General features: G+C 73.1%; 22 protein-coding genes. 12 read left to right on the forward strand and 10 right to left on the reverse strand.

What is annotated here, in order from left to right; genetic code table 11:
• Nucleotides 1-175 precede the first annotated feature (175 nt).
• A complete protein-coding gene (locus tag BN3794_RS10615) occupies nt 176-712 on the forward strand; it encodes a DNA-3-methyladenine glycosylase I (protein ID WP_066097309.1) in 537 nt (178 codons plus the stop codon).
• Between the two features lie 197 nt (nt 713-909).
• Here BN3794_RS10615 and BN3794_RS10620 read toward each other — a convergent pair whose 3' ends face one another.
• From BN3794_RS10620 to BN3794_RS10630, 3 genes are all read right to left on the reverse strand, one after another.
• On the reverse strand, nt 910-1,584 hold the full coding sequence (locus tag BN3794_RS10620; RefSeq protein WP_066098794.1) for a YitT family protein: 675 nt from the start codon (nt 1,582-1,584) through the stop codon (nt 910-912).
• A 306-nt stretch (nt 1,585-1,890) separates the two neighbouring features.
• The gene (locus BN3794_RS10625; RefSeq protein WP_066097310.1) at nt 1,891-3,021 is read right to left on the reverse strand and encodes a PilT/PilU family type 4a pilus ATPase; all 1,131 of its coding nucleotides are present in this window, start codon (nt 3,019-3,021) and stop codon (nt 1,891-1,893) included.
• Nucleotides 3,022-3,126: 105 nt separating this feature from the next.
• A complete protein-coding gene (locus BN3794_RS10630) occupies nt 3,127-4,164 on the reverse strand; it encodes a type IV pilus twitching motility protein PilT (RefSeq protein ID WP_066097311.1) in 1,038 nt (345 codons plus the stop codon).
• Between the two features lie 81 nt (nt 4,165-4,245).
• Between BN3794_RS10630 and BN3794_RS10635 the strand changes: the two genes are divergently transcribed.
• The 3 genes from BN3794_RS10635 (at nt 4,246) to BN3794_RS10645 (ending at nt 7,469) form a co-directional block, all read left to right on the forward strand.
• Complete coding sequence (locus BN3794_RS10635) at nt 4,246-4,929, forward strand: YggS family pyridoxal phosphate-dependent enzyme (RefSeq protein ID WP_066097312.1); 684 nt, start codon at nt 4,246-4,248, stop codon at nt 4,927-4,929.
• Between the two features lie 9 nt (nt 4,930-4,938).
• Nucleotides 4,939-5,787, forward strand: coding sequence for a pyrroline-5-carboxylate reductase (gene proC, locus BN3794_RS10640; RefSeq protein ID WP_147675748.1), 849 nt, complete (start codon nt 4,939-4,941; stop codon nt 5,785-5,787).
• A gap of 179 nt (nt 5,788-5,966) precedes the next feature.
• Nucleotides 5,967-7,469, forward strand: a complete 1,503-nt coding sequence (locus BN3794_RS10645; RefSeq protein WP_147675749.1) for a phosphatase domain-containing protein — start codon at nt 5,967-5,969, stop codon at nt 7,467-7,469.
• A gap of 18 nt (nt 7,470-7,487) precedes the next feature.
• Here BN3794_RS10645 and BN3794_RS10650 read toward each other — a convergent pair whose 3' ends face one another.
• From BN3794_RS10650 to pdxH, 3 genes are all read right to left on the reverse strand, one after another.
• Entirely contained in the window at nt 7,488-8,477 is a 990-nt protein-coding gene (locus tag BN3794_RS10650; protein WP_066097314.1) for a 2-hydroxyacid dehydrogenase, read from the reverse strand.
• A gap of 78 nt (nt 8,478-8,555) precedes the next feature.
• Nucleotides 8,556-8,900 carry a YqfO family protein gene (locus BN3794_RS10655; RefSeq protein WP_066097315.1) on the reverse strand — a complete coding sequence of 115 codons (345 nt, stop codon included), beginning with the start codon at nt 8,898-8,900 and terminating at the stop codon, nt 8,556-8,558.
• A 24-nt stretch (nt 8,901-8,924) separates the two neighbouring features.
• Nucleotides 8,925-9,536 (reverse strand): pyridoxamine 5'-phosphate oxidase, encoded by a 612-nt coding sequence (gene pdxH / locus BN3794_RS10660; protein ID WP_066097316.1) that lies wholly within the window; start codon nt 9,534-9,536, stop codon nt 8,925-8,927.
• Nucleotides 9,537-9,576: 40 nt separating this feature from the next.
• Here pdxH and BN3794_RS10665 point away from each other — a divergent pair, with 40 nt between their 5' ends.
• The 6 genes from BN3794_RS10665 to mdtD all read left to right on the forward strand — a co-directional run bounded on the left by BN3794_RS10665 (nt 9,577) and on the right by mdtD (nt 15,459).
• A complete protein-coding gene (locus BN3794_RS10665; RefSeq protein ID WP_066098797.1) occupies nt 9,577-10,401 on the forward strand; it encodes a kinase in 825 nt (274 codons plus the stop codon).
• A 53-nt stretch (nt 10,402-10,454) separates the two neighbouring features.
• Nucleotides 10,455-10,997: a shikimate kinase gene (locus BN3794_RS10670; RefSeq protein ID WP_066097317.1), complete on the forward strand. Its 543-nt coding sequence runs from the start codon at nt 10,455-10,457 to the stop codon at nt 10,995-10,997.
• On the forward strand, nt 10,994-12,103 hold the full coding sequence (aroB, locus tag BN3794_RS10675; protein WP_066097318.1) for a 3-dehydroquinate synthase: 1,110 nt from the start codon (nt 10,994-10,996) through the stop codon (nt 12,101-12,103). The genes BN3794_RS10670 and aroB overlap by 4 nt, the downstream gene beginning before the upstream one ends.
• 537 nt (nt 12,104-12,640) lie before the next feature.
• Entirely contained in the window at nt 12,641-12,877 is a 237-nt protein-coding gene (locus tag BN3794_RS10680; protein WP_066097319.1) for a WGR domain-containing protein, read from the forward strand.
• Between the two features lie 34 nt (nt 12,878-12,911).
• Nucleotides 12,912-14,000 carry a uroporphyrinogen decarboxylase gene (gene hemE, locus BN3794_RS10685; RefSeq protein WP_066097320.1) on the forward strand — a complete coding sequence of 363 codons (1,089 nt, stop codon included), beginning with the start codon at nt 12,912-12,914 and terminating at the stop codon, nt 13,998-14,000.
• A 40-nt stretch (nt 14,001-14,040) separates the two neighbouring features.
• Entirely contained in the window at nt 14,041-15,459 is a 1,419-nt protein-coding gene (gene mdtD / locus BN3794_RS10690) for a multidrug transporter subunit MdtD (RefSeq protein WP_066097321.1), read from the forward strand.
• 10 nt (nt 15,460-15,469) lie between these two features.
• On the opposite strand, the gene BN3794_RS10695 is transcribed toward mdtD, so the two are convergent.
• Together BN3794_RS10695 and BN3794_RS10700 are read right to left on the reverse strand one after the other, a co-directional pair.
• Nucleotides 15,470-19,006 (reverse strand): hybrid sensor histidine kinase/response regulator, encoded by a 3,537-nt coding sequence (locus BN3794_RS10695; protein WP_066098799.1) that lies wholly within the window; start codon nt 19,004-19,006, stop codon nt 15,470-15,472.
• A gap of 104 nt (nt 19,007-19,110) precedes the next feature.
• A complete protein-coding gene (locus BN3794_RS10700) occupies nt 19,111-22,668 on the reverse strand; it encodes a hybrid sensor histidine kinase/response regulator (RefSeq protein ID WP_066097322.1) in 3,558 nt (1,185 codons plus the stop codon).
• A 98-nt stretch (nt 22,669-22,766) separates the two neighbouring features.
• Here BN3794_RS10700 and BN3794_RS10705 point away from each other — a divergent pair, with 98 nt between their 5' ends.
• Both BN3794_RS10705 and BN3794_RS10710 read left to right on the forward strand, forming a co-directional pair.
• Nucleotides 22,767-23,444: a YceI family protein gene (locus BN3794_RS10705; RefSeq protein ID WP_066097323.1), complete on the forward strand. Its 678-nt coding sequence runs from the start codon at nt 22,767-22,769 to the stop codon at nt 23,442-23,444.
• 152 nt (nt 23,445-23,596) lie between these two features.
• Nucleotides 23,597-24,160: a YceI family protein gene (locus BN3794_RS10710; protein ID WP_066097324.1), complete on the forward strand. Its 564-nt coding sequence runs from the start codon at nt 23,597-23,599 to the stop codon at nt 24,158-24,160.
• Nucleotides 24,161-24,782: 622 nt separating this feature from the next.
• Here the strand turns inward: BN3794_RS10710 and BN3794_RS10715 are convergent.
• Both BN3794_RS10715 and BN3794_RS10720 read right to left on the reverse strand, forming a co-directional pair.
• On the reverse strand, nt 24,783-25,010 hold the full coding sequence (locus tag BN3794_RS10715; RefSeq protein WP_066097325.1) for a glutaredoxin family protein: 228 nt from the start codon (nt 25,008-25,010) through the stop codon (nt 24,783-24,785).
• Between the two features lie 49 nt (nt 25,011-25,059).
• Nucleotides 25,060-26,226, reverse strand: a complete 1,167-nt coding sequence (locus tag BN3794_RS10720) for an alpha/beta hydrolase (protein WP_078059714.1) — start codon at nt 26,224-26,226, stop codon at nt 25,060-25,062.
• Nucleotides 26,227-26,257 lie beyond the last annotated feature (31 nt).

Raw genomic sequence — 26,257 nt, forward strand, 5'->3', positions numbered from 1 at the left:
TTCTCTCTCGAATCGGAAGGCGGCGGCGCGCGACGCGCGTCGCAAAAAGGCGGTCACTTCCTGCCAAACCGGGATCGAAACGACGAAACCATCACATGGACAATTTCAATTTATTTTATGTTCATATTTGTGATTACCGCTGGGCAAGCGCCGGGAGGATCGCTCCGCTCGAGGCATGAGCGGCTATTGCGACCTCGCGCCGGGCCATCCGGTCCACGGCGCCTACCACGACGGCGAGTACGGCTTCCCGCAACGCGACGAAGCCGGGCTGTTCGAGCGGCTGGTGCTGGAGATCAACCAGGCCGGGCTGAGCTGGGAGACGATCCTGAGGAAGCGCGCCGGCTTCCGCGCCGCCTATTCCGGCTTCGACGTGGATGCGGTGGCCGCCTACGGGCAGGCCGACGTGGCGCGGCTGCTGGCCGACGCCGGCATCGTCCGCAACCGGCTGAAGGTGGCCGCGGCCATCCACAACGCCCGGGTGATCCGCACCCTGCGCGATTCGCACGGTGGCTTCGCCGCCTGGCTCGACGCGCACCACCCGCTCGACAAGGCCGGCTGGGTGAAATTGTTCAGGCGCACGTTCCGTTTCACCGGCGGCGAGATCACCGGCGAATTCCTGATGAGCCTGGGCTACCTGCCCTGCGCGCACCGCCCGGATTGCCCGGCGTACGCACGCATCGCGGCGCTGTCCCCGCCCTGGATGCGCGGCTAGCCCGTTTGCGCCGCCGGATCCTTCCCGGTGCGGAGGTTCCCGCGCCGGGATGGCCGCCGCTTCGGCGGGTACGGGACGCTACCGCCGGCCCCGTGCCGCGGTCCGATCGCCCGGATCGCGCCGGTGCTGGAGCCGCGCCGCACGCCGCCGGCGAACGCCGCCCGCGCCCGGGCACACGGCGCGCGACCGTACCGGAATCAGACGCCCATGTAGCGGTTGGGGCGGTGGTTGAACATCAGCACCAGGCTCAGCAACACCGCGCCCAGCGCCGACCAGGCCACCTTGGCCGGGCTGAGCAAGAAGAACGCGGCCACCATCAGCAGCGCGTCGAAGCTCATCTGCACCTTGCCCGCGCTGATGCCGCGGTCGCGCTGCAGGTACACCGCCAGGATGCCGATGCCGCCGAGGCTGGCGTGGTGGCGGATGAAGAACAGGATGCCCAGCCCCACCAGCGCCCCGCCGACCCCCGCCGAATACAGCGGGGTCATGTGCGAGTAGTCCGCCCAGCGCGGCAGCAGGTCGGTCAGCAGGCCGCAGGCGCCGACCGCGGCGAAGGTCTTCAGGGTGAACTCCCAGCCCATCTGCCGCACCGACAGCCAGTAGAACGGCATGTTGAGCAGCACGAACATCAGGCCGAAGTTCCAGCCGGCCGCGTAGTGCAGCAGGAACGCGACCCCGGCGATGCCGCCGATCATGATCCCGCCCTTGGCGAACACCGCCAGGCCCAGCGAGGACACCAGCGTGGCCAGCAGCAGGCCCTGCACGTCCTCGGCCGGCGAGTGGTGGAAGCGCGGGTCGTGTTCGTGCGGCAGGCCGTCGCGCGAATCGGCGGGCGTGATCGGGCCGGCGGTGACCGGGCCGGGTTCGACCACGGCCGGCGCTTCCGCGGCGGGGTCGGAATGCGAGGTGTTCACGGGGAAATGGGCGACGCGGGGGAGCGGACATTAGACACCAATGCCGGGCCTCGTGCAGCCGTACCGCGGGGGCGGGAACGACACCCGATCTACCCCGCCTGCGCCAGGTCGCCGGCGTCGCGGCAGGCTTCGCCGGCGCGACCGCTGCCGCGCGGGGAGGCCGGCCGCGGGCGCACCCGCCCCGCCCCACGGCGGTGCCGGAAACGGCGGCGGGGCGGCCGTGCGACCGCCCCGCGCGAGGACCGGCGCTGCGCCGCGCGCGGCTCAGCGCACCTCGGCGATGTCCACCCCGTCCAGCCCCTGCGACAGGGTCTTGGCGTCGCCGCCCTGGGAGAGCTTGATGCGCAGGCGCACCTCGTTCTGCGAGTCGGCGTAGCGCAGCGCGTCGTCGTAGCTGATCTCGCCGGCCTGGTACAGCTCGAACAGGCTCTGGTCGAAGGTCTTCATGCCCAGGTTGGTGGAATCCTTCATCACTTCCTTGAGCTTGTGGATCTCGCCGTCGCGGATGTAGTCCTGCACCAGCGGCGTGCCCAGCAGGATCTCCAGCGCCGCGCGCCGGCCCTTGCCGTCCGGGGTCGGCACCAGCTGCTGGGCCACCACCGCCTTGAGGTTGAGCGAGAGGTCCATCAGCAGCTGCTGGCGGCGGTCCTCGGGGAAGAAGTTGATGATGCGGTCCATCGCCTGGTTGGCGTTGTTGGCGTGCAGCGTGGCCAGCACCAGGTGGCCGGTCTCGGCGAAGGCGATGGCGTGGTCCATGCCCTCGCGGGTGCGGACCTCGCCGATCATGATCACGTCCGGCGCCTGGCGCAGGGTGTTCTTCAGCGCCGCGTCCCAGCTCTCGGTGTCGATGCCGACCTCGCGCTGGGTGATGATGCAGCCGGCGTGCTGGTGCACGAACTCGATCGGGTCCTCGATGGTGATGATGTGCCCGGTGGAGTTCTGGTTGCGGTAGCCGATCATCGCCGCCAGCGAGGTCGACTTGCCGGTGCCGGTCGCGCCGACGAACAGGATGATGCCGCGCTTGGTCATCGCCAGCGTCTTGATGATCGGCGGCAGGCTCAGCTCCTCCACCGTCGGGATGCGCGTCTCGATCCGGCGCAGCACCATGCCGACCTGGTTGCGCTGGTAGAAGCAGCTCACGCGGAAGCGCCCCACCCCGGCCACGCCGATGGCGAAGTTGCACTCGTGGGTCTTCTCGAACTCCTCGCGCTGGGCCGGCGTCATCACGTTGAGCACCAGGTCGCGGCTCTGCTGGGCGGTCAGCGGCGACTGGGTGATCGGGCTGAGCTTGCCGTGCACCTTCATCGCCGGTGGCATGCCCGAGGTGATGAACAGGTCCGACGCCTTCTGGTGCGCCATCAGCTTGAGGAACGAGGTGAAGTCGATGGTGCTCATGGGCGCTCCTGCGGAACCTGGATCTGGAAGGGAATATCGGGAATCGCGGGGACCGGCGCGCGGGCGCCGGGACAACGGCGGCCGCACCCGTGTCCCGGCCCGCGGTCACTCGAACAGGCGCTTGTCCTTGGCGTACTCGCGGGCCTGCTGGCGCGTGATCAGGCTGCGCTTGACCAGGTCCTGCAGGTTCTGGTCCAGCGTCTGCATGCCGTACTGCTGGCCGGTCTGGATGGCCGAGTACATCTGCGCCACCTTGTCCTCGCGGATCAGGTTGCGGATGGCGGGGATGCCGACCATGATCTCGTGCGAGGCGATGCGCCCGCCGCCGACGCGCTTGAGCAGCGTCTGCGAGACCACCGCGCGCAGCGACTCGGACAGCATCGAGCGCACCATCGGCTTCTCGCCGGCGGGGAACACGTCGATGATGCGGTCGATGGTCTTGGCCGCCGAACTGGTGTGCAGGGTACCGAACACCAGGTGGCCGGTCTCGGCGGCGGTCAGCGCCAGGCGGATCGTCTCCAGGTCGCGCAACTCGCCGACCAGGATGAAGTCCGGGTCCTCGCGCAGCGCCGAGCGCAGCGCCTCGGTGAAGCCGTGGGTGTCGCGGTGCACCTCGCGCTGGTTGATCAGGCACTTCTGCGGGGTATGGACGAACTCGATCGGGTCCTCGACGGTGAGGATGTGCCCGTACTCGGTCTTGTTGAGGTGGTCCACCATCGCCGCCAGCGTGGTCGACTTGCCCGAGCCGGTCGGGCCGGTCACCAGGATCAGGCCCTGCGGCTGCTCGATCAGCTGGCGGAAGATCGGCGGGCAGCCCAGGTCCTCCAGGGTCAGCACCTCGGAGGGAATGGTGCGGAACACCGCCGCCGCGCCGCGGTTCTGGTTGAAGGCGTTGACGCGGAAGCGCGCCAGCGACGGGATCTCGAAGGAGAAGTCGACCTCGAGGAACTCCTCGTAGTCGCGCCGCTGCTTGTCGGACATGATGTCGTAGACCAGCGCGTGGACCTGCTTGTGGTCCAGTGCCGGGATGTTGATGCGGCGCACGTCGCCGTCCACGCGGATCATCGGCGGCAGGCCGGCCGACAGGTGGAGGTCGGAGGCCTTGTTCTTGACCGAGAACGCCAACAGCTCGGCGATATCCATGCGCGGTTTCCCCAGGAAGCGACTGGAACGATATTTCCCCGGGCGGCAGTATAGCGGTCCCGTCCCCACGCGAAACCGCCCGTGTCCGCCGCTTCCGCACTGCACCACGTCCAGGCCGAGATCGATGCCGCCGCCCGCGCCGCCGGCCGCTCCGGCGTGCGCCTGCTGGCCGTGTCCAAGACCCGCCCGGCCGCCGACGTCGCCGCGCTCGCCGCGCTGGGCCAGCGCGCCTTCGGCGAGAACTACGTGCAGGAAGCGCAGGGCAAGATCGAGGCCCTGGCCGGCGCGGCGCTGGAGTGGCACCTGATCGGCCACCTGCAGTCCAACAAGGCCGACGTGGCCGCGCGCCTGTTCGACTGGGTGCAGACCGTGGACCGGCCCAAGCTGGTCGGCGCGCTGGCCCGGCACCGGCCCGAGGCCAGGCCGCCGCTGAACGTGCTCGTCCAGGTCAACGTCGACGACGAGGCCAGCAAGAGCGGTTGCGCGCCGCAGGACGTGGATGCCCTGGCCGCGGCGATCGCCGCCGAACCGCGCCTGCGCCTGCGCGGGCTGATGGCCATTCCCGCGCCCTGGCCGGAGGAGGCGCCGCGGCGCGCCGCGTTCCGCCATATGAAGGCGCTGTTCGATGCCCTGGCCGCGCGCCATCCGGGGGTGGACACGCTGTCGATGGGCATGAGCGCGGATTTCCCGCTGGCCATCGCCGAAGGTGCGACCATGGTCCGCGTCGGCACCGCCCTGTTCGGTGCCCGCCCGCCCCGGCCCTGACCCCAGCCCCTGGTCCATCCGTCCCCCGACGCCGCCGTGCAGACGATCGCCTTCGTCGGCGGCGGCAACATGGCGCGCAGCCTGATCGCCGGCCTCGTCCGCCAGGGCACGCCCGGCCGCCACATCCGCGTCGGCGAGCCGGTGGCGGCCCTGCGCGAGGCGCTGGCGCGCGATTTCGGCGTGCAGACCTTCGCCCGCGCCGAGGACGCCGTGGCCGGCGCCGGTACCTGGTTGCTGGCGGTCAAGCCGCAGGTCATCCGCCAGGTGTGCCAGGCGCTGGCGCCGCAGGCGCAGGGCGCGCGACCGCTGGTGGTCTCCATCGCCGCCGGCATCACCCTGGCGCAGCTGCAGCGCTGGCTGGGCGGCGAGCTGGCCGCGGTGCGCGCCATGCCCAACACGCCCGCGTTGCTCGGCGCCGGCGTGACCGGCCTGTGCGCCAGCGCCGGGACGAGCGCCGAGCAGCGCCATCGCGCCGAGCGGCTGCTGGCCAGCGCCGGCTCCACGGTGTGGATCGACGAGGAAAAACTGATGGATGCGGTGACCGCCGTGTCCGGCAGCGGCCCGGCCTACGTGTTCCTGCTGGCCGAGGCGATGGAGGCGGCCGGCATCGAGCTCGGCCTGCCGGCCGAGGCGGCGCGCACGCTGGTGCTGCAGACCGTGCTCGGCGCGGCGCGCATGCTCACCGAATCGGGCGAGGCCCCGGCGGAATTGCGGCGCCGCGTGACCTCGCCCAACGGCACCACCCAGGCGGCGATCGAGGCCTTCCAGGCCGGCGGTTTCCAGTCGCTGGTCGATGCCGCGCTGGCCGCCGCCGCCCGCCGCGGCGGCGAATTGTCGGCCGCCAACGACAGCGCCTGAAGCACCTGCCCCGGGGCGGCAAATAGCGCCCATCCGAGCGAACTGCGTCACACACTGCGGCATTGGTGTCCCCATTGCCGCGGCCATTGGCCAGAATGGCTGACAGGTGGTCCGACCGGCCGGCGGTTGCCCAGGCAGGCGCCACCGGCATGTGCGACGACCAGGGGGAGTGCGTGACGATGACGAAGCTGCCGGCGCAGGCGCCGCCCGATCCGCCCGTCGTTCCCGGTACGGCGGCCTTGCTGGAACTGCGCGATTTCGGCGTGTCCTCCGGCACGCGCCCCATCCTCGAGGACATCACCCTGCGCCTGGAACGGGCCGGCGGCGTGACCGTGCTGCTGGGCCCGAAGGCCTCGGGCAAGTCCTCGCTGCTGCGTGCCATCGCCGGCCGCGGCCTCGGCTGCTTCCAGGTAAGCGGCACGCGCCTGCACCGCGGCCACGACCCGGGCCACACGCTCGAGCCGGCGCTGGCGATGCATCGTCCCGGCGACCTGAGTCTTCCCCTCGGCCATGTCCTGGCCAGCGCCGCGCGCCGGCACCCGGAGGCCCGCGCCCTGTCGCGCCCGCAGCTGACCGCGTGGATCGAGCAGCAGCTGGACACCCTGGAACTGGCCTCCATGCGCGCCTACCTGGACACCCCGCTGGTGTCCCTGCCGCGCGCCTCGCTGCGCGTGGCCGGCCTGCTGCGCAGCGCCTTCACCGGCAGCGAGCTGCTGCTGTTCGACGGGCCGACGCGCGACCTGTCCGAGGCCGACGGCGAACGGGTGCTGCAGCTGGTCGCGCAGCTGGGCCGCTCGCACGCCTGCCTGGTGGTGCTCGACCGGCCCGCGCAGGCGCGCCACGTCGCCGACCGGATCGTGCTGCTCGACCAGGGCCGGCTCGCGCTCGATGTCGCCGCCCCGCACTTCTTCTCCGGGACCGGCCTGCATCCACTGCAGGCCCGCTTCCTGGCGCAGGACGGGTTCGCGCCCAAGCGCGCGCCCGAGCCGCCCCTCCACGCCGGGAATGCCGCGCCGGGCACTGTCGCCGGCGCGTCCTCCGCCGCGTCCCCGGCCGTGTCCGCGGCGCCGCGTGTCGCGATCGCCGCGGTGCAATCCGTGCCCACGCCGGCGCCACCGGCGATGCCCGCCGCGGCGGACGAACCGCCGATGCCGGATCCGGCCGACTGCGACCTCGCCCGCCCCGGCCCCTACGGGTTCCACTGGCTCGTCCCCGGGCGGCTGGCCGGCTGCCAGATGCCCGGCGTGGTCGCCCCGCTGGACTACGACCTGGACCTGCTGCGCTCGGTCGGCATCACCCGCCTGGTCAACCTGACCGACCGGCGCCTGCCGGCCGAGGCGCTCAAGCGCCACGGGCTGACCGACTTCCAGCTGCCGGTCGAGGACCGCAAGGCGCCGCCGATCATGTGGACCAAGCTGCTGCTGGCACGCATGGACGCGTTCATGCGCGCCGGCGACGTCATCGCCGTGCATTGCCTGGCCGGGCTCGGGCGCACCGGCGTGGTGCTGGGCTGCTGGCTGGTGCGCGAGGGCCTCAACGCCGAGGCCGCGCTGCAGCGGCTGCGCGCGATCGACCCGCGCTATGTCCAGTCCGCCGAGCAGGAGGCGCTGCTGCAGGAGCTGGAAACCAACCTGCTGGTCCGGCTCGGCTCCGGCCTGGACCAGATCGCCGGCCACGGCTGAGCGCCTCGGACCCCGGGTTCAGTCCGGGACCGGGTACGGCACCGGCTCGCCGCGCGCGTAGGCGGTGGCGTTGGCCAGCGTCGCCGCGGCGATCTCGGCCAGCGCCTCGCGGGTGAAGAACGCCTGGTGGCCGGTGACGATGACGTTGGGGAACGACAGCAGCCGCTCGATCACGTCGTCGGTGATCACCGTGGCCGACAGGTCCTGGAAGAACAGGCCCGCCTCCTGCTCGTACACGTCCATGCCCAGCCCGCCCAGGCGGCCGTCCTTGAGCGCGACGATCGCCGCCTCGCTGTCCACCAGGCCGCCGCGGCTGGTGTTGACCAGCAGCGCGCCGCGCTTGATGCCGGCCAGGCGCGCCGCGTCGATCAGGTGCCGGTTCTCCGGGGTCATCGGGCAGTGCAGCGACACCACGTCGCTGCGCGCCAGCAGGTCCGCCAGCGTGGTGTAGCGGCCGATCGCCCGGAACGCGTCGTTCTCGAACGGGTCGTAGCCCAGCAGCTCGCAACCGAAGCCGGCCATGATCCCGGCGAAGATGCGGCCGATGCGGCCGGTGCCGACCACGCCCACGGTCTTGCCGTGCAGGTCCGAGCCGATCAGCCCGTCCAGCTCGAAGTTGCCGTCGCGGGTGCGCGCGCTGGCCCGGGCGATGTGGCGGTTGACCGCCTGCACCAGCCCGACGGCGAACTCGGCGACCGAGTACGGCGAATAGTTGGCCGCGCGCCCGAGCTGGAGGCCGAGCCGGCGCGCGGCGGCCACGTCGATCTGGTTGTAGCCGGTGGAGCGGGTGCACAGCAGGCCGATGCCCTGGGCCTTGAGCGCGGCCAGCACCGGCGCGTCCACCCGGTCGTTGACGAACACGCACGCCGCATCGCAGCCGTGCGATGCGGCGACGCTGTCCAGGGTCAACGCATCGGCCACGTATACCAGGGTGTGGTCGTGGGCCGCATTGGCGGCCTGGAACGCGTCGCGATCGTAGCGACGCGCGCTGTACAGGCAGATGCGCATGGCAACGGACTCCGCTTCGGGAACAGGCGGCCAGCCTGCGCGCCGGTCCGGCAAGGGGCCGTCAACGCGGCACCGCGCTCAGCGCATCGGGAACAGCGACTCGTCCACGAACACCGCCGGCACTTCCCAGGGATGATGCGGATGGATGCCCTGCTCGATCACCCGGCGCAGGCGTTCGGGATCGCGCGGGATGGCGAACTCCAGGCGCACGCTGGAGGCGCGCTCGAGCTGGCCGACGTTGCCGAGCGTGGGATGGGCGCCGGGCAAGGGCCGGAACTGCTCCTCGCCGGGCACCTGGATCCACATGACCTGGTCGTAGGCGCCGGCACCGAGCGGATCGACCGCGCAGATGCCGCGCTTGAGCGCGTCCAGGTGGGCGGGCGGGACGAACACGGTGATGCGGTAGACCGGCACGAGCTGCATGGTCGCCTCCGTCGGCGCCAGGGATCAGGGGTACAGCATGCGCTTGCTCCAGCGCCCGCCGGCGGCATCGGCGTCGTAGCGCCAGCGCTCGTGCAGGCGGAAGCGCGCGCCGTACCAGAACTCGAAGCTGCGCGGCACCACGCGATAGCCGCCCCAGCCTTCCGGGCGCGGCACCTCGCGCCCGGCGAAGGTCGCCTCGGCGCGCGCCAGGCGTTCCTCGAAGACTTCGCGCGAGTCCAGGGTCTGCGACTGGATCGAGGCCCAGGCGCCGAGCTGGCTGGTCCGCGGCCGGCTGGCGAAATAGCTGTCCGACTCGGCCACCGAGGTGCGCTGCGCCTCGCCCTCCACGCGCACCTGCACCCCGGCCTCGCCCAGGCTGCGCCACAGGAACAGCAGCGCCACCCGCGGATTGAGCTGCATGTCGCGCCCCTTGGCGCTGTCCACGTGGGTGTAGAACACGAAGCCGCGCGCGTCGAAGCCCTTGAGCAGCACCGTGCGCGCCGCCGGGCGCCCGTCGGGCGAGGCGGTGGCCAGCACCATCGCGTTCGGCTCGATCTCGCTGCCGGACGCCTGCGCCTGCTCGAACAGGCGGGTAAAGGTGGAAAAGGCTTCGGCACGCAGATCGGCTTCGGGCATGGCGTTGGCCTGGCACGGGTTCGCCGGCTATTGTGGCGGCATGGCTCACGATCCGCACACTTCGGCCGCACGCGGCTTCCCGGACACGCTGGTCCAGGCCGTGCTCGAGGATGCCCTGGCCAGCGGCGCGCGCCCGGCCGTGCTGGCGATCAGCGGCTTGCAGGGCAGCGGCAAGTCGACCCTGGCCGACCAGGTGGTGGCCGAAGCCGCCGCCCGCGGCCTGCGCGCGGCCACGCTGTCCATCGACGACGTCTACCTGACCCGCGCCGAGCGCCAGCGCCTGGCGGCCGAGGTACACCCACTGCTGGCCACGCGCGGGCCACCCGGCACCCATGACCTGGCGCTGGCGCTGCGCACGCTGGACACCGTGGCCGAAGGATCCCCGACCCTGCTGCCGCGATTCGACAAGCTCGCCGACGATCGCCTGCCCGGCCACGCCTGGACGCGCGTGGACCGGCCGCTGGATCTGCTGGTGGTCGAGGGCTGGTTCCTGGGCACCGCCGCCGAGGACGAGGCGGCCCTGGACGCGCCGCTCAACGAACTGGAGCGCGAGCAGGACGGCGACGGGCGCTGGCGCCGCCACGTCAACGCCGCATTGGCGCGCGACTACCCGGCGCTGTGGCAGCGCTTCGACCGGCTGTGGTTCCTGCAGCCGCCGGGCTTCGAGATCGTGCCGCAGTGGCGCTGGGAGCAGGAGCAGGCGCTGCAGGCCGCCCGTCCCGGCCGCGGCGGCATGGACCGCGCCCAGGTCGAGCGCTTCGTGCAGTTCTACGAACGCGTCAGCCGCCAGGCGCTGCGCACGCTGCCGGCGCGCGCCGATCGCATCGTGCCGCTGGACGAACGCCGGCGCCCGCTGCCGGCCTGAGCCGGCCCGTCGGTTGCGGTTGCAAGCGGATGCGGGTGCTAGCATCCGCGACCATGAATCCCGCTCCCAACCTCGTGCTGGTCGGACCCATGGGCGCCGGCAAGAGCAGCATCGGCCGGCGCCTGGCCGAGCGCTTCGGCCTGGCGTTCGTCGATGCCGACCAGGCCATCGTCGAGCGTGCCGGCGCCAGCATCAACACGATCTTCCAGCATGGCGGCGAGGCCGCCTTCCGCGAGCACGAATGCCAGGTGCTGGCCGAGCTGCTGGCCGGCAGCAACCGCCTGGTCTCCACCGGGGGCGGCGCGGTGCTGCATCCGGACAACCGCCGCCACATCCGCGAGCGCAGCTTCGCCGTGTACCTTAGCGTGGGCGTGGCCTCGCAGCTGCAACGCCTGGAGCGCGACCGCAGCCGCCCGCTGCTGGCGCGCGGCGACCGCGAGCAGGTGCTGCGCGAGCTGACGCGCCAGCGCGAACCGCTCTACCGCGAGGTCGCCGACCTGGTGCTGGAAACCGACGACCTGACCCCGATTGAAGCCACCACCCGGCTGGCGCTGACCCTGGCGCCGCTGTGGCAGATCAAGGAATTGCCCGCATGACCGAACCCCTGCGCTGCGTCGCCGTCGCCGGCGCCACGCCCTACACCATCGCCATCGGCCCGGGCCTGCTCGACGACGGCGAACGCCTGGCCGCGCATGTGCGCGGCCGCCACGTGCTGCTGGCCAGCGACGACCAGGTCGCGCCGCTGTACGCCGCGCGCGTGGTCCGGGCGCTGCACGAGGCGCGCCCGGAACTGCTGCTGCGCCCGTTCGTGCTGCCCGCCGGCGAGGCCTCCAAGACGCTGGACGGCTTCGCCGCGGCGATCGCTGCGCTGGCCGAGCTGGGTGCCACCCGCGACGCCTGCGTGTTCGCGCTCGGCGGCGGCGTGGTCGGCGACCTGGCCGGCTTCGCCGCCGCCTGCTGGATGCGCGGCGTGGACTGCGTGCAGCTGCCGACCACGCTGCTGGCGATGGTCGATTCCTCGGTCGGCGGCAAGACCGCGGTGGACATCCCGCAGGGCAAGAACCTGGTCGGCGCGTTCCACCCGCCGCGCGCGGTGGTCGCCGACACCGCGGTGCTGCGCACGCTGCCGCCGCGCGAGCTGCGTGCCGGGCTGGCCGAGGTGATCAAGTACGGCGCGATCCGCGATCCGCTGTTCCTGGAATGGCTCGGCGCCGAGCGCGAGGCGCTGCTGGCCGGCGACGACGACGCCCTGACCCAGGCCATCGCCCGCAGCTGCGAGCACAAGGCCGAGATCGTCGCCCGCGACCCGCTGGAGAAGGGCGAGCGCGCGCTGCTCAACCTCGGCCACACCTTCGGCCACGCCATCGAGACGGCGCAGGGCTACGCCGCGCCCGGCCGCGATGCGCTGGTGCACGGCGAGGCGGTGGCGGTCGGCATGGTGCTGGCCGCACGCCTGTCCGCGCGCCTGGGCCTGGCGCCGGCGGCCGATGCCGACACGCTGGAAGCCCTGCTGCGCGGCTTCGGCCTGCCGGTGGCGGTGCCGGCCGGGCTGGACCCGCAGGCGCTGCTGGCGCGCATGCGCCTGGACAAGAAGAACGTGGCCGGCCGCCTGCGGCTGGTGCTGTGGCACGGCATCGGCCGCGCCTTCGTCGCGCCCGACGTCGACGAGGCGGCGGTGCTCGACCTGCTGCGCGCGGGCTGAGCGCGGCGCCCGCCGCGACAGGCCGGCAGCCTGGCGGGGCCGGCCTCGCCGCGGCATTGCTGGACGGCACCGGCGGCCAGGCGATGCGCGTCCCCGATGCCCCGCCCGCTGCCGCCGCACGGCCCCCTTTGGATTCGGACCGGCGATTGGATTCGGACCGGCGATGCCGCTGCTCGCCACGGCGCCACGACGTCGACGAGACGGCGGTGCTGGACCTGCTGCGCGCGGACTGAGCACGGCGCCTGCCGCGACAGGCCGGCAGTCTGGGGGCCGGCCTCGCCGCGGCATTGCTGGCCGGCATCGGCGGGCAGGCGATGCGCATTCCCTATGCCCTGCCCGCTCGCGCCGCACGGCCCCCTTTGGATCCGTACTGTCGAAGCCGCTGCTCGCTACGGCGCCACGGCGCGGAGGGTTTCCGGGACGCATGGCGTCCGGCGCCTCCGTACGACGTGGACCCTCGCGTCGATACCTGTCCCGATCCGCTCCGCGCATCGGCCATGGCCGCGTCGCGGGCAGGGCGCCGGCTACAATTCGCGCATGCAGATCCTTCTTCAGCAAACGCCGCCCGATGGCGGTGCCCCCCGCTACTTGCAGCTGGCCCTGCAGGCCGACCTGTTCGGCGGCTGGGAACTGGTGCGCGAGTCGGGCCAGATCGGCGGGCGCAAGCAGTTGCGCCGCGACCAGTACCTGCAGGAAAGCGAGGCCGTGGCCGCCTTCGAGAAGGTGCGCGACAGCCAGTTGCGTCGCGGTTTCGAACAGGTGCTGCGCATCTGATCCCGCCGTCCATCCCCATGCCAGGAAATCCCGCGTGACCGACTCCGCCCCGCTCGCCAACGACCGCCTGCTGCGCGCGCTGCGCCGCCAGCCCGTGGACCGCACCCCTGTCTGGCTGATGCGCCAGGCCGGCCGCTACCTGCCCGAATACCGTGCCACCCGCGCCCGCGCCGGCAGCTTCCTGGCCATGGCCAAGACCCCGGAGCTGGCCTGCGAGGTGACGCTGCAGCCGCTGGCGCGCTTCCCGCTGGATGCGGCGATCCTGTTCTCGGACATCCTCACCGTGCCCGACGCGATGGGCCTGGAGCTGTTCTTCGTCGACGGCGAGGGACCGAAGTTCCGCCACCCGGTGCGCAGCGAGGCTGACATCGCGCGCCTGGCGGTGCCGGACATGGAAGGCGAGCTGGGCTACGTGATGGACGCGGTGCGCCTGATCCGCCGCGAACTGGACGGCAAGGTGCCGCTGATCGGGTTTTCCGGCAGCCCGTGGACGCTGGCGTGCTACATGGTCGAGGGCGGCGGCAGCGACAACTACGCCCGGATCAAGGCAATGGCGCTGGACACCCCGGCGTTGCTGCACCGGCTGCTGGAGGTGGTCACCGACGCGGTGATCGCCTACCTGGGCGCGCAGCGCGCGGCCGGGGCCCAGGCGCTGCAGGTGTTCGACACCTGGGGCGGGGTGCTGTCGCCGGCGATGTACCGGGAATTCTCGCTGCCCTACCTGGAGCGCATCGCGCGCGAGCTGGCACGCGGCACCGGCGAGGCCCGCACCCCGCTGATCCTGTTCGGCAAGGGCAACGGCCCGTACCTGGAGGCGCTGGCCGGCAGCGGCGCGGAAGCCATCGGCGTGGACTGGACGGTGACGCTGGAGGAAGCCGCGCGCCGCACCGGCGGGCGCGTGGCGCTGCAGGGCAACCTCGACCCGGCCACGCTGTATGCCCGGCCCGAGGCGATCGCCACCCAGGTGCGCGCCGTGCTCGACGGCTACGCGGCCGGCAACGGCGGCTCGCGCGAGGGCCATGTGTTCAACCTCGGCCACGGCCTGTCGCCGGACATGGACCCGGCCCACGTGGCCGCGCTGGTGGAGGCCGTCCACCGCCTCAGCGCACGCGAGCCGGCGTGAACCGGGCAGCGCGGGCACACGGCGGCACGGAGGCACGCGGATGAGCAGTCCCGGGCCGGCGGCGACGCCCAGCTACGCCAGTTTCCGGCCGCTGCTGTGGCTGGTGTCGCTGGCGATCTTCATGAACATGCTGGACTCGACCATCGTCAACACGGCGCTGCCGGCGATGGCGCTGAGCCTGGGCGAGAGCCCGCTGCAGATGCAGTCGGTGGTGTTCAGCTACGCCCTGGCGGTGGCCAGCTTCATCCCGGCCTCGGGCTGGATCGCCGACCGCTACGGCACGCGCCGCACCTTCCTGGTGGCGATCGTGGTGTTCACCGCCGGCTCGCTGGCCTGCGCGTTGTCGTCGCGGCTGCCCTGGCTGGTGGCCGCGCGCGTGCTGCAGGGCATCGGCGGGGCCATGCTGCTGCCGGTCGGGCGGCTGGCGGTGCTGCGCTCGGTGCCGCGCCCGTACTTCCTGCAGGCGATGAGCTTCATCGCCATCCCGGCGCTGATCGGTCCGCTGGTCGGCCCCACCCTCGGCGGCTGGCTGGTCGAGGTGGCCTCCTGGCACTGGGTGTTCCTGATCAACCTGCCGATCGGGGTGATCGGTTTCGCCGCCGCGCTGCGGGTGATGCCCGACCGCTACGCCCAGCAACGCCAGCGCTTCGACCTGACCGGCTACGTGCTGCTGTCGTTCGCGATGATCGCGCTGTCGCTGGCGCTGGACGGGCTCTCCGGCACCGGCCATGGCGCGGTGATGGTGCTCGCCTTCGCCGGCCTGGCCGCACTCGCCGGCTACTGGCTGCACGCGGCCGGCTCGCGCGCGCCGCTGTTCCCGCTGTTGCTGTTCAAGGTGGTGAGCTTCCGCATCGGCATCCTCGGCAACCTGTTCTCGCGCGTGGGCAGCGGCGCGATGCCGTTGCTGATCCCGCTGTTGCTCCAGGTCGGCCTGGGCATGAGCCCGATGGACGCCGGCCTGATGATGGTGCCGGTGGCGCTGGCCGGCATGGCCTCCAAGCGCGCGGCGGTCAAGCTGGTGAACGTGTACGGCTACCGGCGCGTGCTGATGGTCAACACCGTGCTGGTCGGCGCGACCATGGCCAGCTTCCTGATGGTGCAGCCGGGCCAGGCGCTGGCCTGGCGGCTGCTGCAGCTGGCCGTGTTCGGCGCGGTCAACTCGCTGCAGTTCACGGTGATGAACACCGTCACCCTGCGCGACCTGGACTACCAGCAGGCCAGCGCCGGCAACAGCCTGCTGTCGATGGTGATGATGCTGGCCACCGGATTCGGCGCGGCGGCGGCCGGCAGCCTGCTGGCCGCCTTCGACGCGCACCTGGGCGGCATCCACGGTGCGCTGTCGGCGCTGCATGCCACGTTCCTGTGCGTGGGCGCGATCACCCTGACCTCGACGCTGATCTTCTGGCAGCTGCCCGAGACCGGGCCGCATCCGGAGAAGGTCGAGGACGTGGCCGAGTAACCGGCGCGGCTCAGGCCCCGCGCCGGCGCTGCTGGGCGGCGATCGCCTCGGCTAGCATCGCGCTGGTCACCGGCTTGCGCAGGAAGCCGTCGAAGCCGGCCTCGCGCGCCAGGGCCTCGGCCTCGGCATCGACGCGCGCGGTCACCGCCAGCAGCGGCATGTCGTGGCCGAACACGCGCAGTTGCCGCGCCAGCGCCAGGCCGTCCAGCCCGGGCAGGTCCAGGTCCAGCAGGGCCAGGTCGAAGCGCGCCGAGGCGATCTCCCCCAGCGCGGCCAGGCCGTGGGCCACGTGCACCACCGTGTGGCCCTGCAGGCGCAGCAGCCCGGCCACGACCTCGGCCACGGTGGGATCGTCCTCCACCAGCAGGATGCGCAGTGCCTCGGCGCGCGCATCCGGGGCGGCGGCGACGGAGGCCGGCCCTCGCGAGGCCACCCAGGCCAGCGGCAGGTCCACCGAGAAGCGCGAGCCGACCCCGGGCTTGCTCTGCAGCTGGATGAACCCGCCCATCGCCGCGGCCAGTTCCTGGCAGATCGCCAGGCCCAGGCCGCTGCCGCCGTAGCGCGCGGTGGTGCGCGCGCCGTCGGCCTGCTCGAAGCGCCGGAACAGGCGCTGCTGCTGCTCGATGCTGATCCCCGGCCCGGTGTCGGCGATCTCGAAGCGGATGCCCCGCGGCTCCAGCGGCATGACGCGCAGGGACACTTCGCCGCGCTCGGTGAACTTGATCGCGTTGCCGAGCAGGTTGAGCAGGATCTGGCGCACGCGCAGGGCATCGCCGTCGGCCACGGTCTCGGCCGGCATGCGGTAGTCCACGCCGAAGCGCAGGCCGGCGCTGTCGGCCATCGGCGCCATCAGGCCCTCGACCTCGGACACCAGCTGGCGCAGGTCGAAGGGCTGCACGTCCAGATCCAGCTTGCCGGCCTCGATGCGCGCCAGGTCCAGCGCGTCGTTGACCAGGCGCAGCAGGTGCGCGCCGGCGCGGCGGATGGCCTCGGTGTAACCGTGCTGGCGCGCGTCCAGCGGCGTGGCCAGCAACAGCTCGCTCATGCCCAGCACGCCGGTCATCGGCGTGCGGATCTCGTGGCCGAGGGTGGCCAGGAAGCGGGTCTTGGCCTGCGAGGCCTGCTCGGCCACCTCGCGCTTGTGCTCGGCCAGCTGCAACTCGTGGCGGCGCCGCAGCCGGCGCCAGTACATCCACGCCGCCAGTCCCAGCAGCGCCAGCGCCATCACCGCGAACAGCGCCAGTCCCCAGGGGCTGCGCCACCACGGCGGCAGGACGCGGAAATGCAGGATGCGCACCGCCGACCACGTATTGTCGGCATTGCGCCCCTGCACCTGCAGGGCATAGCGCCCCGGCGGCAGGCGCGAGAACATGCGCTCGCCGGAGGCGCCGACCACGACCCAGTCCGGATCGTAGCCGTCCAGGCGGAAACGGTAGAGCTGGCTGCCGGCATCGGACAGCGTCGGCAAACGCGCCACCACCTGCAGGTCGCGGTCACCGTCGCGCATCACCAGCGGCGCGGCCGGATCGAGCTCGATGCGCTGCTCGCCCCGCCGCAGTTCGACCCGTTCGAGCATCAGCGCCGGTTGCCGCGTCGAGGTGCGCACCTGTTCCGGATCGAACAGCAGCACCCCGTCCAGGGTCGCGGCCATGATCGGCCCGCGCGTGGACTGGACCAGGGTGGAGCCGCGCAGGCTCGGGTTGGGCAGGCCGTCGTGCGCGCCGAACAGGCGCACCCCGCGCGTGGCCGGATCGACCCGGATCAGGCCGCGCTTGCTGCTCAGCCACGCCACCCCGTCCGGATCCACCACTAGGCCGTCCGGGGTGAGCTCGGGGAAGCCCTGTGCGGCGTCCACGTCGTCCAGCCACTCCAGCCGGCCGTCCTTCCACAGGTACTTGTCCAGTTGCCCCTGGCGCGCCAGCCAGGCCACGCCGCTGGGCATCAGCCGGAAGGCGTGGACCGGCGCGTCCGGCGAGCCGGCGATGGCCACGAAGCGCCGCGCGCCCGGATCCCAGCGGAACATGCCGCGGCCGGTTCCCAGCCACAGGTAGCCGTCCGGGCCAGCACGCATGGCGTTGACCACCGCCTGCGGCGGCAAGCCGTGGCCGACCGCGTCGACGAAGCCGGTCACCCGCCCGTCCTCGTCGCGCAGCTGGAAGCCGCTGCCCGGCACGTGGATCCACAGCGTGCCCTGCCCGTCCTGGCGGATGAAATCGGGTTCGCTGGCCGGCGCGGCATCGATGCGGTCGTGCACGTCCCAGCGTCGCACCTCGCCGCTGGCCGGGTCGTAGCGCACCAGGCCGGCGTACATGCCGATCCACACCTTGCCGTTGCGGTCCTCGGTCACGGTGGAGGGCCAGCGCCGGTCCCAGATCGGCGCCAGGCGGTGCTCCACGGCACCGGTGGTCGGATCCAGCAGGTCGAGCACGCCGTGGCTGCCGACCATCCAGATCCGGCCGTCGGGCGACGGCGCGGCCGACCACACCAGCGGGTTGCCCAGCGCCCCCTTGCCCTCGCCGCCGATCAGCCAGGAAAACTGGCGCCAGCCGGCCGGCAGGCGCCACAGGCCGGAACGGCCGCTGGCGAACCACAGCCCGCCTTCGCTGTCCTGGAAGGCCTCGGACCAGTTCGGCTTGACCAGCCCCATCGCCGCCTTGCTGTAGAGCGGCACGTTGCGCTGGCGATGCCCGTCCAGCCAGCCCAGGCCGTCGAGCGTGTCCAGCCAGTAGACCCCGGAGCGGTCGTGCAGCAGCACGTTGAGGATGCGCTCGCCGTCGGGCAGGTCGCGCCACGGGTCCTGGTCGATGCGCCCGTCGGGCAGGCGCAGGTTGCCGCGCACCGAGGTGGCGATCCACAGCCGCCCGTCGGCCTCCGCGCGCAGCGCATTGATCGCCGGCGAGGACAGGTCCTGGACCGGTACCCGGTGGATGCGCTGGCCGTCCCACCAGGCCAGGCCGTTCTTGGTGCCGATCCACAGGCGTCCGTCCGGCGTCACCGCCAGGGCCGCCACCGCGAAGGACGGCAGGCCGTCCGCATCGCCGTCCCCGGGCATGAAGCGCGTCAGCCGGCCCTGCGGATCCAGGCGGAACAGCCCCCGGGTCGAGGTGCCGAACCAGAGGCTGCCGTCGGGGGTGGAGGCGATGCTCCACACCGCGGTGTTGGCCAGTGCCGGATCGACGCTGCCGTCGTAGTAGCGGAACCGCTGGCGGGTGGCGTCCAGCATCGCCAGGCCGGCATTCTCGGTGCCGACCCAGACGCGGTCGCGCGCGTCCACGTAGACCGTCCACAGGGCATTGTCGCGCAGGCCCTGCTCCATGCGCCAGAGGCGGAAACCGCGGCCGTCGTAGCGTGCCAGGCCGTCATCGGTGGCCAGCCACAGGTAACCCTGCGCATCCTCGTCCAGGCCGTTGACGCTGCCCGAGGGCAGGCCGTCGGCCACGGTCACCTGCTGCGGCATGGGGGTGGCGGGCACGGTCGCCCCGGCCGCGCCCGCCACCCCGCCGGCGAAGGCCAGCACGCACCACAGCACCACCCATTTCGGCCGCATCGGCCCGCTCTCCGCCACGCCGCTCGCCGGCACGAAACCGCGACCCGCCGCGGGGCCGCCCGCGCCCATCCTGACCCGGGCGGGGAAGGCTGACAACCGAGCCCTCACCGCGCCGGCGCGGCGGCCGCGGCCAGGACCCGGGCCAGGGCGCGCGCGAGCACCTCCGAGGTCACCGGCTTGCGCACGAAGCAGGCGAACCCGCCGGCACGCGCCTGCGCTTCCACCTCCGCGTCCGAGCGCGCGGTCACCGCGACCAGCGGCATGGCGTGGCCCAGGGCACGCACCTGCCGGGCGAGGGCGAAACCGTCCATGCCGGGCAGGTCCAGGTCGCACAGCAGCGCGTCGAAGCCGGCATCGGCCCGCAATTCGGCCAGCGCCGCCAGCGCGTGCGCGGCATGCACGACTCCGTGGCCGCGGGCACGCAGCAGGCCAGCGATGGCCTCGGCCACGGTCGGGTCGTCCTCCACCAGCAGCAGCCGGGCCGCCGGCACCGGTGCAGGCGTGGCCCCCCTCTCGGCGGCGTCCGTGTCCGCCGGCCGTGCCCACGGCAGCGGCAATTCGACGATGAAGCGCGAGCCGTCGCCGGGGCGGCTGACCAGGGTGATCGCCCCGCCCATCGCCGCGGCCAGTTCGCGGCAGATCGCCAGGCCCAGGCCGCTGCCGCCATGGCGCAGGGCGACGCCGTCGGCCTGCTCGAAGCGGCGGAACAGGCGCGCCTGCTGGGCCGGGTCCAGCCCCGGTCCGGTGTCGGCGACCTCCAGGCGTATGCCGCATCCGGGCTCGCCCAGCGCCGGCGACAGGCGCAGCGCCACCTGGCCGCGCTCGGTGAACTTGACCGCGTTGCCGAGCAGGTTGAGCAGGATCTGCCGCACCCGGCTGACGTCGCCATGCAGGGCCGGCGGCAATCCCGGGTCCATCCGTACCTGGAACGCCAGGCCCTTGGCCGTGGCCAGCGGCCGCGACAGCGCCGCCACCTGCTCGACCAGCGCCGCCAGGTCGAAATCCGCCGGCTGCAGCGACAGCTTGCCGGCCTCGATGCGGGCCAGGTCGAGCGCATCGTTGACCAGCCGCAGCAGGTGGTCGCCGGCCGCGCGGATGGTGTCGGCATAGCGCCGCTGCTGCGGCGCCAGCGGCGTGCCCAGCAGCAGCTCGCACATGCCCAGCACGCCGGTCATCGGCGTGCGCACCTCGTGGCCCAGCGTGGCCAGGAAACGGGTCTTAGCCTGGGAGGCCTGCTCGGCCACCTCGCGCTTGTGCTCGGCCAGCCGCCATTCGTGGCGCAGGCGCAGGCGCCGCCGGTAGCCGGCGGCCATCCCGCCCACCGCGAGCAGGCCGATGCCGGCCAGGCCGCCGCCCGCCGCCGGCGTTCGCCACCACGGCGGCGCCACGCGGAAGGCCAGTTCGCGGACCGGCGAGGCGTTGCCGAGCGGGTCCACGCCCTGCACCTGCAGGCGATAGCGTCCCGGCGGCAGCCCGGCGAACTCGCGCACCGGGTTGTGGCCCTGTTCGATCCAGCCCGGGTCCAGCCCGAGCAGGCGCGAGCGGAAGCGGTTGCCCGCCGGATCGGCGAAGGCGAGCAGGCGCGCGGCGACCTGCAGGTTGCGCTGTTCCGGCCGCAGTTCGAAGCCCCCGTCCGGCAGGGCCTGCAGGGTGCCGCCCGGGTCCGGTACCGCGGCCTCCAGCGTCAGCGCCGGGGTCCAGGGCGCGGGGTCGGGCTGGCGCGTATCCACCAGCAGCAGGTCGCCGTCGGCGGTGCCGAGCGACAGGATCCCCGCCTTGGACATCGCCAGGCAGCCGTCGACGAACTCGGTGCTGGCCAGCCCGTCGCGCCCGGAGAAGCGGCGCACGCGCCGGCCCGGTGCGGCATCGGGCTGGATGCGCAGCAGGCCACGCCGGGTCGCCAGCCAGACCCGTCCCTGCGGATCGACCTGCAGTCCGGCCGCCTCGACCGCGGCCAGGCCCTCGTCCGCGCCCAGGTCGGCCACCAGCTGCCAGGCGTTGCCGATGCGGCGCCAGCCATGCAATCCGTCCATGCGGTGGAACCACAGCGTGTCGCCGGCCCAGGCGAAGGCGAACACCCGCCCCGCGCCGAATTCCGGCACCGACGCGAAGCGGCCGGCGCCGGGGTCCCAGGCCAGCATGCCCGCGCCGGTGGCCAGCCAGACCTCGCCGTGCGCATCCACGCCGAGCTGGTCCACGTCCATCGACGGCAGCCCCTTGCCGAGCACGAAACTCGCCAGGACCCGGCCATCGTCCGGGGCACGGCGCTGCACCAGGTTCTGGCCGGCCAGCCACAGGTCGCCGCGCGCGTCCTGGACGAGCCATTCGGCCACGGCGCCGGCGCCGTTGTCGGCATCGCCGATCCGCCACTGCGCCAGGGCGCCGTCGCGCAGGTCCAGGCGCAGCAGGCCGGCACCGGTGCTGCCCAGCCACAGGCGCCCGGCGCGATCCTGCAGCGAGGAGGCCAGCTTGATGCCGCCCAGGGCCCGCTGCTGCCAGGGCAAGGCCATCGTGGCGTGGCCGGCGGCGTCGTAGCGCTGCAGCCGCCCGTGCGGATCCACGCTCCAGAACTGCAGCGGCCGGTCGGCCGGGGCGATGCCGCAGAAGATGCCGTCGCCCATGTCCTCGGGCGGCTGGCGCACCGCCACCCGCCGCCAGTCGCGCCCCAGGTAGCCCAGCCCCCGGCCGTAGAGGCTGGCCCACAGTTCGCCCTGCGGCGTGGCCAGCAACGGATGGCCGGCGCGGTCGTGCTGGCCGCCGCCGGGCTGGCGGATCGGCGTCGGTGCGGCGCCCTCCTCGCCGGTCAGCCACAGGCCGCGCTCGCTGCCGAGCCAGTACTGGCCGCCGCCCGCCGGGGCGATGGCCCAGGCCAGGTTGCCGCCGCCGAACATCGCCGACCAGTGCGGGGTGTGCCAGCGGCCCTGGCCGTCGCGGTAGTGGACCCCGTCGAAGGCTCCCATCCACAGCGTGTCGCCGATGCTGGCCAGCGACACCACGCCTGGCGTCTCGGCCATCGGCAGCGCTTCGCGGTGCAGGCCGGCCCCGTCGTACCAGGCCACACCGGCCAGGGTGCCGATCCACAACCGTCCCGCGCCGTCGCCGGCCAGCGCCATCACGTGGCCGACCGGCCCGCCGAAGACCGGCTGCAGGTCGTAGCGATGGACCCGGCCGGCCGCGTCCAGCCGGTGCAGGCCGCCGCCGGCGTTGCCGAACCAGATCTCGCCCCGGTACTCGGCGATGGCGTAGACATCGTCGCCGGCCATCTGCGGGTGCTCGGCCTGGCGGAAATGGCGGAAGCGGCCGCTGGCCGGATCGAGCAGGCTCAGCCCGGCGCTTTCCGAGGCGACCCACACCCGGTCGCGGCTGTCCACCAGCACCGCCTGCACCACGTTGCCGGCCAGCGAGGCCGGATCGGCCGGATCGTGGCGCCAGACGCGGAAGCCCAGGCCGTCGTAGCGCGCCAGCCCGTCGTTGCTGGCCAGCCACAGGTGCCCGGCGCGATCGCGGGCGAGCATGTTGACCGCGGTCGAGGGCAACCCCTCGGACGTGCCGACCATGCGCAGGCGCGGCACCTGCGGGAAGGCCGGCCCCTCGGCGCGGACGCTGCCCCAGCCCGCCGCCAGCAGCAGTGCCAGACCTCCACCCAGCATCCCCTTGCGCATCGACCGCTCCTGGCATGACGCTCCTGCGGCCATGCTCGCAACGGATCGCCGCAGGCGCAACAACACGCCGCTACGCCCGGCATGCCTAGAATCGCCCCATGACCCCGTCGCCTGCCCGCCTGCTCCTGTCGCTCCTGCTGCCCGCCCTGGCCGCGGCGATCCCTTCCGGCCACGCCGAGCCGGCGATGTACGCGCTCGATCCGGTGCATACACGGGTGCTGTTCGAGATCGGCCATGCCGGCTTCTCGCAGGCGCTGGGCACGGTGTCCGGCAGCGAAGGCAGCGTGCGCTTCGACCCGGACGACTGGCAGGCCGCCCGCGTGGACGTCACCGTGCCGCTGCAGCGCCTGGAACTGGGCGATGCCCAGTGGAACCGCGCCGCGCTGGCCGCCAACCTGCTCGATGCGGCGCGCTGGCCCCAGGCCCGGTTCGTCTCCGACTCGGTGGAAGCCATCGATGCGCACCATGCGCGCGTGCACGGCACCCTGACCCTGCACGGCGTCAGCCGGCCGCTGATCCTGGAGGTCACCGTCAACGCGCTCAAGCGCCATCCCCTGCCGCCGTTCCGTCGCACCGTCGGCTTCTCGGCCACCGCCACGCTGAGCCGCAGCGCGTTCGGCATCCGCGCCTGGCCGTCGATGATCGGCGACGAGGTCGGGCTGCGCCTGGAGGTGGAAGCCGTGCGCGAGGGCCGCAGCGAGGCGGCACCGGCGGCGCCCGCCGGGGCACCGCCCCAGGCCGCCGCCGTGCATGCGCCCGCACATGCCGCGCAATGACCGACCGGGGCGGCAAGCATCCCGCACCCCACCCGGCGGGCCCGGCAGCGCCATGCAGCGCCGTCCTGTGCCATCGTGGCCGCGGCGATGATGCCCCCGGCGCGCCCGCTGCAGGCGCATCCGGACCCCGTTCCCCTCCTGGAAGGCCCTCGATGAAGACGATCTCCCTGCTGCGCCCGTTCGCCCTCGCCGGCGTCCTGCTCGCCTCCGTCCCGGCGCTGGCCGCCGACTACGTCCAGGCCGCCGGTTCGACCCTGGCCTTCGCCAGCAGCTACGACGGCAAGATCTTCGTCGGCAGCTTCCCGGGCTTTTCCACCACCCTCCGCTTCGACCCGGCCGACCTCGCCTCGGCACGACTGGACGTGGCGATCCCGCTGGCCGGTACCCGCAGCGGCAACGGCGACCGCGACGCCACCCTGCGCGGGCCGGATTTCCTCGATACCGCCCGGTTCGCCAGCGCCCGCTACCACGCCGAGAAATTCCGCGCGCTCGGCGGCGACCGCTACGCGGCCGACGGCACCCTGGACCTGCACGGAGTGAGCAAGCCGGTGACCCTGACCTTCACCTGGGCGCCCGGCACGCAGCCGGTGCTCGCCGGCAAGGCCACGGTCAAGCGGCTGGACTTCGGCGTGGGGCAAGGCGACTGGGCCGACACCGGCGCCATCCCCGATGCGGTGGCGGTGAGTACACGCGTCGTGCTGAAGCCGGCCGACTGAGCTCCTCCTCGCGAACACACTGCCGCATCCGGCACCGCCCCGCGAACCATTCCCGCCCGACGCATCCCGCCATGCCATGGGAGGCATGACGGCCGGCCGTCGCGTCCCGGCACGCGGGCGCCGAAGCTGGGCCCGCCCTCCAAGGCAGGCCGCCAGCATTCGCATCCGTTTCCCGTTTACTCCTGCCGCGGCCCTGCCCGCCGCCCTCGGCAGCGGGCCCGCCGATGCCGCCACGCCGCAGAGGCGACACGCCGCTACGCCCGGCCGAGGCCGCATTCGACCTGGAGGCACCGGCCTCCGTGCCGGACCCGCAGTTCGTCGAGATCGGCCCGCCCGGCGAGGGGGACCAGCACGATGCGATGCCGTCCTTCCACGCGCCGGAGAAAAAGGTCGCCGGGCCGACCATCCAGCGGGGTCGCATCCAAGTCCGCGACCCCGGCGACACCGCGGGGGTGAGCGCCCGGTACAGCTACCCGATGGCCGCCCCTGTCACGGCCCCGCCCCTGGGCCTGGTCGCCCGCCGCACGGCTGGAAACGGCGGTCGGCCCAGTACACGCCGGAGCGCGCCGACAGGCGGCCGCCGGCCATGCCGTAGGGCCGGCACACCGCCTTCGCCTCGCCGTCATTCCGCCAGGAAGGCCCGCACCGCCCGCGCGTCGAACGGCCAGTCCAGCTCGCGGCCGCGATGCAGGTCGCGCAGCACCGGCACGCGCGTGCCGTAGCGGGCCTCCAGCACCGCGTCGCCGTCGATGAAGATGCTGGCGAAGTCGCCCGCGTGCGCCGCGGCCATGGCCTCCAGCGCGCAATCGCACAGCGGGCAGTCGTCGCGCTGGAACAGCATCAGGGCCATGGCCGCGAGTCTACGCGCGCCCCTGGCCCCGGTCCTGACAGGGTCGGCGTTACTGGGCGTTCTCCTCGTGCGGGCGCGTGCCGTGGACCTGGTCCATGCGATCGCGCTCCTGGTGCAGCTTCAGGTCGTCCTCCTCGCTCAGGCCTTCCTCCAGCGTGCGCTTGAGCTGGGTCAGCCAGGGGATGCGCACCGCGTCGGGCAGCTCGCGTACCTGCAGGCGCAAGGCATAGCGCTGTTCCGGCGACAGGTCCCAGTACTGGCGCGCGGTCGGCACCGGCGGCGCCGGCGCGGGCACCGGCATCTGCAGGAAACGCACCGCCCGGCTGATCGCGCCGGGGACCACCGAGCCGTGGTCCTCGCCCGCCAGTTCGTCGAATTCCACGTCCATGCGCGGCGCCGCGGCCAGGAGCGTGGCGGCCTGCCGGGCGTTGCCGACCTGGTCGCGCTGGCGCAGGTCCTTGGCCATGGCCACCACGTCGCCGCCCGGCGCCGGTGCCCACGGCGCGGGAAACTCCTCGAACTCGCCCACGGTCAGTTGCGCCCGCAAAGGCGCGTCCTGCGCCGTGCGCGCCGCCGCCATGCGGCGCAGCGAGGACAGTACCGCGTTGTCGCCGAACCACAGGGCCGCGCTCGAGGCCAGATAGTCCTGGAACATCCCCGGACGCGTGGCCAGCGTGTGCAGCACCCACAGCCCGCCGAAGGAATGGCCGAACACCGCCTGGCGCCGCGGATCGACCGGCACGCGCCCGGCCACTTCCGGCTTGAGCCGCTGCTCGATGAAGTCGGCGAACACGTCGGCACCGCCGCCGCCCTTGACCCGCGGGTCGTTGGAACCGGCCGGCGTCAGGTCCAGGGTGCGCGCGGCGCGCACGTCCGTGCCCGGCGGATAGCCGATGCCCACCACCACCGTGCCGGGCCGGTCGCGCGCCACGTCGGGCCGGTGCTCGAAGGCGCGCACGGTCTCCACCACGGTCAGGTACAGCTCGTTGGCATCGAGCACGTACAGCACCGGATAGCCGCCGGCGGGGGCCGGCCCGGCGGGACGCGACACGAAGACACGGTAGTCGTGCCCCTGCGTGCCGGGCATGTCCCACTGCATCGAATCGGGCAGCGCCACCGCCGTGGCCGGCGGCGGCGCGGCGGCGGCGGCCGGCGACGACCACGCCGCCATGCCGAGGACCAGGGGAAGGGACAACGCGACTGACCAGGCTTTCATCGGAACGGACCACCCATGCGGCTGGGGACAA

The sequence above is a fragment of the Xanthomonas massiliensis genome (genome assembly GCF_900018785.1).
Classification (GTDB): Bacteria; Pseudomonadota; Gammaproteobacteria; order Xanthomonadales; family Xanthomonadaceae; genus Xanthomonas_B; species Xanthomonas_B massiliensis.

Coding starts and splice junctions, on each gene's coding strand:
- BN3794_RS10615 (WP_066097309.1), top strand. CDS start 176: ATGAGCGGCTATTGCGACCTCGCGCCGGGCCATCCGGTCCACGGCGCC.
- BN3794_RS10625 (WP_066097310.1), bottom strand. CDS start 3,021: ATGAGCACCATCGACTTCACCTCGTTCCTCAAGCTGATGGCGCACCAG.
- BN3794_RS10630 (WP_066097311.1), bottom strand. CDS start 4,164: ATGGATATCGCCGAGCTGTTGGCGTTCTCGGTCAAGAACAAGGCCTCC.
- BN3794_RS10645 (WP_147675749.1), top strand. CDS start 5,967: ATGACGAAGCTGCCGGCGCAGGCGCCGCCCGATCCGCCCGTCGTTCCC.
- BN3794_RS10650 (WP_066097314.1), bottom strand. CDS start 8,477: ATGCGCATCTGCCTGTACAGCGCGCGTCGCTACGATCGCGACGCGTTC.
- BN3794_RS10655 (WP_066097315.1), bottom strand. CDS start 8,900: ATGCAGCTCGTGCCGGTCTACCGCATCACCGTGTTCGTCCCGCCCGCC.
- pdxH (WP_066097316.1), bottom strand. CDS start 9,536: ATGCCCGAAGCCGATCTGCGTGCCGAAGCCTTTTCCACCTTTACCCGC.
- BN3794_RS10665 (WP_066098797.1), top strand. CDS start 9,577: ATGGCTCACGATCCGCACACTTCGGCCGCACGCGGCTTCCCGGACACG.
- BN3794_RS10670 (WP_066097317.1), top strand. CDS start 10,455: ATGAATCCCGCTCCCAACCTCGTGCTGGTCGGACCCATGGGCGCCGGC.
- aroB (WP_066097318.1), top strand. CDS start 10,994: ATGACCGAACCCCTGCGCTGCGTCGCCGTCGCCGGCGCCACGCCCTAC.
- BN3794_RS10680 (WP_066097319.1), top strand. CDS start 12,641: ATGCAGATCCTTCTTCAGCAAACGCCGCCCGATGGCGGTGCCCCCCGC.
- mdtD (WP_066097321.1), top strand. CDS start 14,041: ATGAGCAGTCCCGGGCCGGCGGCGACGCCCAGCTACGCCAGTTTCCGG.
- BN3794_RS10695 (WP_066098799.1), bottom strand. CDS start 19,006: ATGCGGCCGAAATGGGTGGTGCTGTGGTGCGTGCTGGCCTTCGCCGGC.
- BN3794_RS10700 (WP_066097322.1), bottom strand. CDS start 22,668: ATGCGCAAGGGGATGCTGGGTGGAGGTCTGGCACTGCTGCTGGCGGCG.
- BN3794_RS10705 (WP_066097323.1), top strand. CDS start 22,767: ATGACCCCGTCGCCTGCCCGCCTGCTCCTGTCGCTCCTGCTGCCCGCC.
- BN3794_RS10710 (WP_066097324.1), top strand. CDS start 23,597: ATGAAGACGATCTCCCTGCTGCGCCCGTTCGCCCTCGCCGGCGTCCTG.
- BN3794_RS10715 (WP_066097325.1), bottom strand. CDS start 25,010: ATGGCCCTGATGCTGTTCCAGCGCGACGACTGCCCGCTGTGCGATTGC.
- BN3794_RS10720 (WP_078059714.1), bottom strand. CDS start 26,226: ATGAAAGCCTGGTCAGTCGCGTTGTCCCTTCCCCTGGTCCTCGGCATG.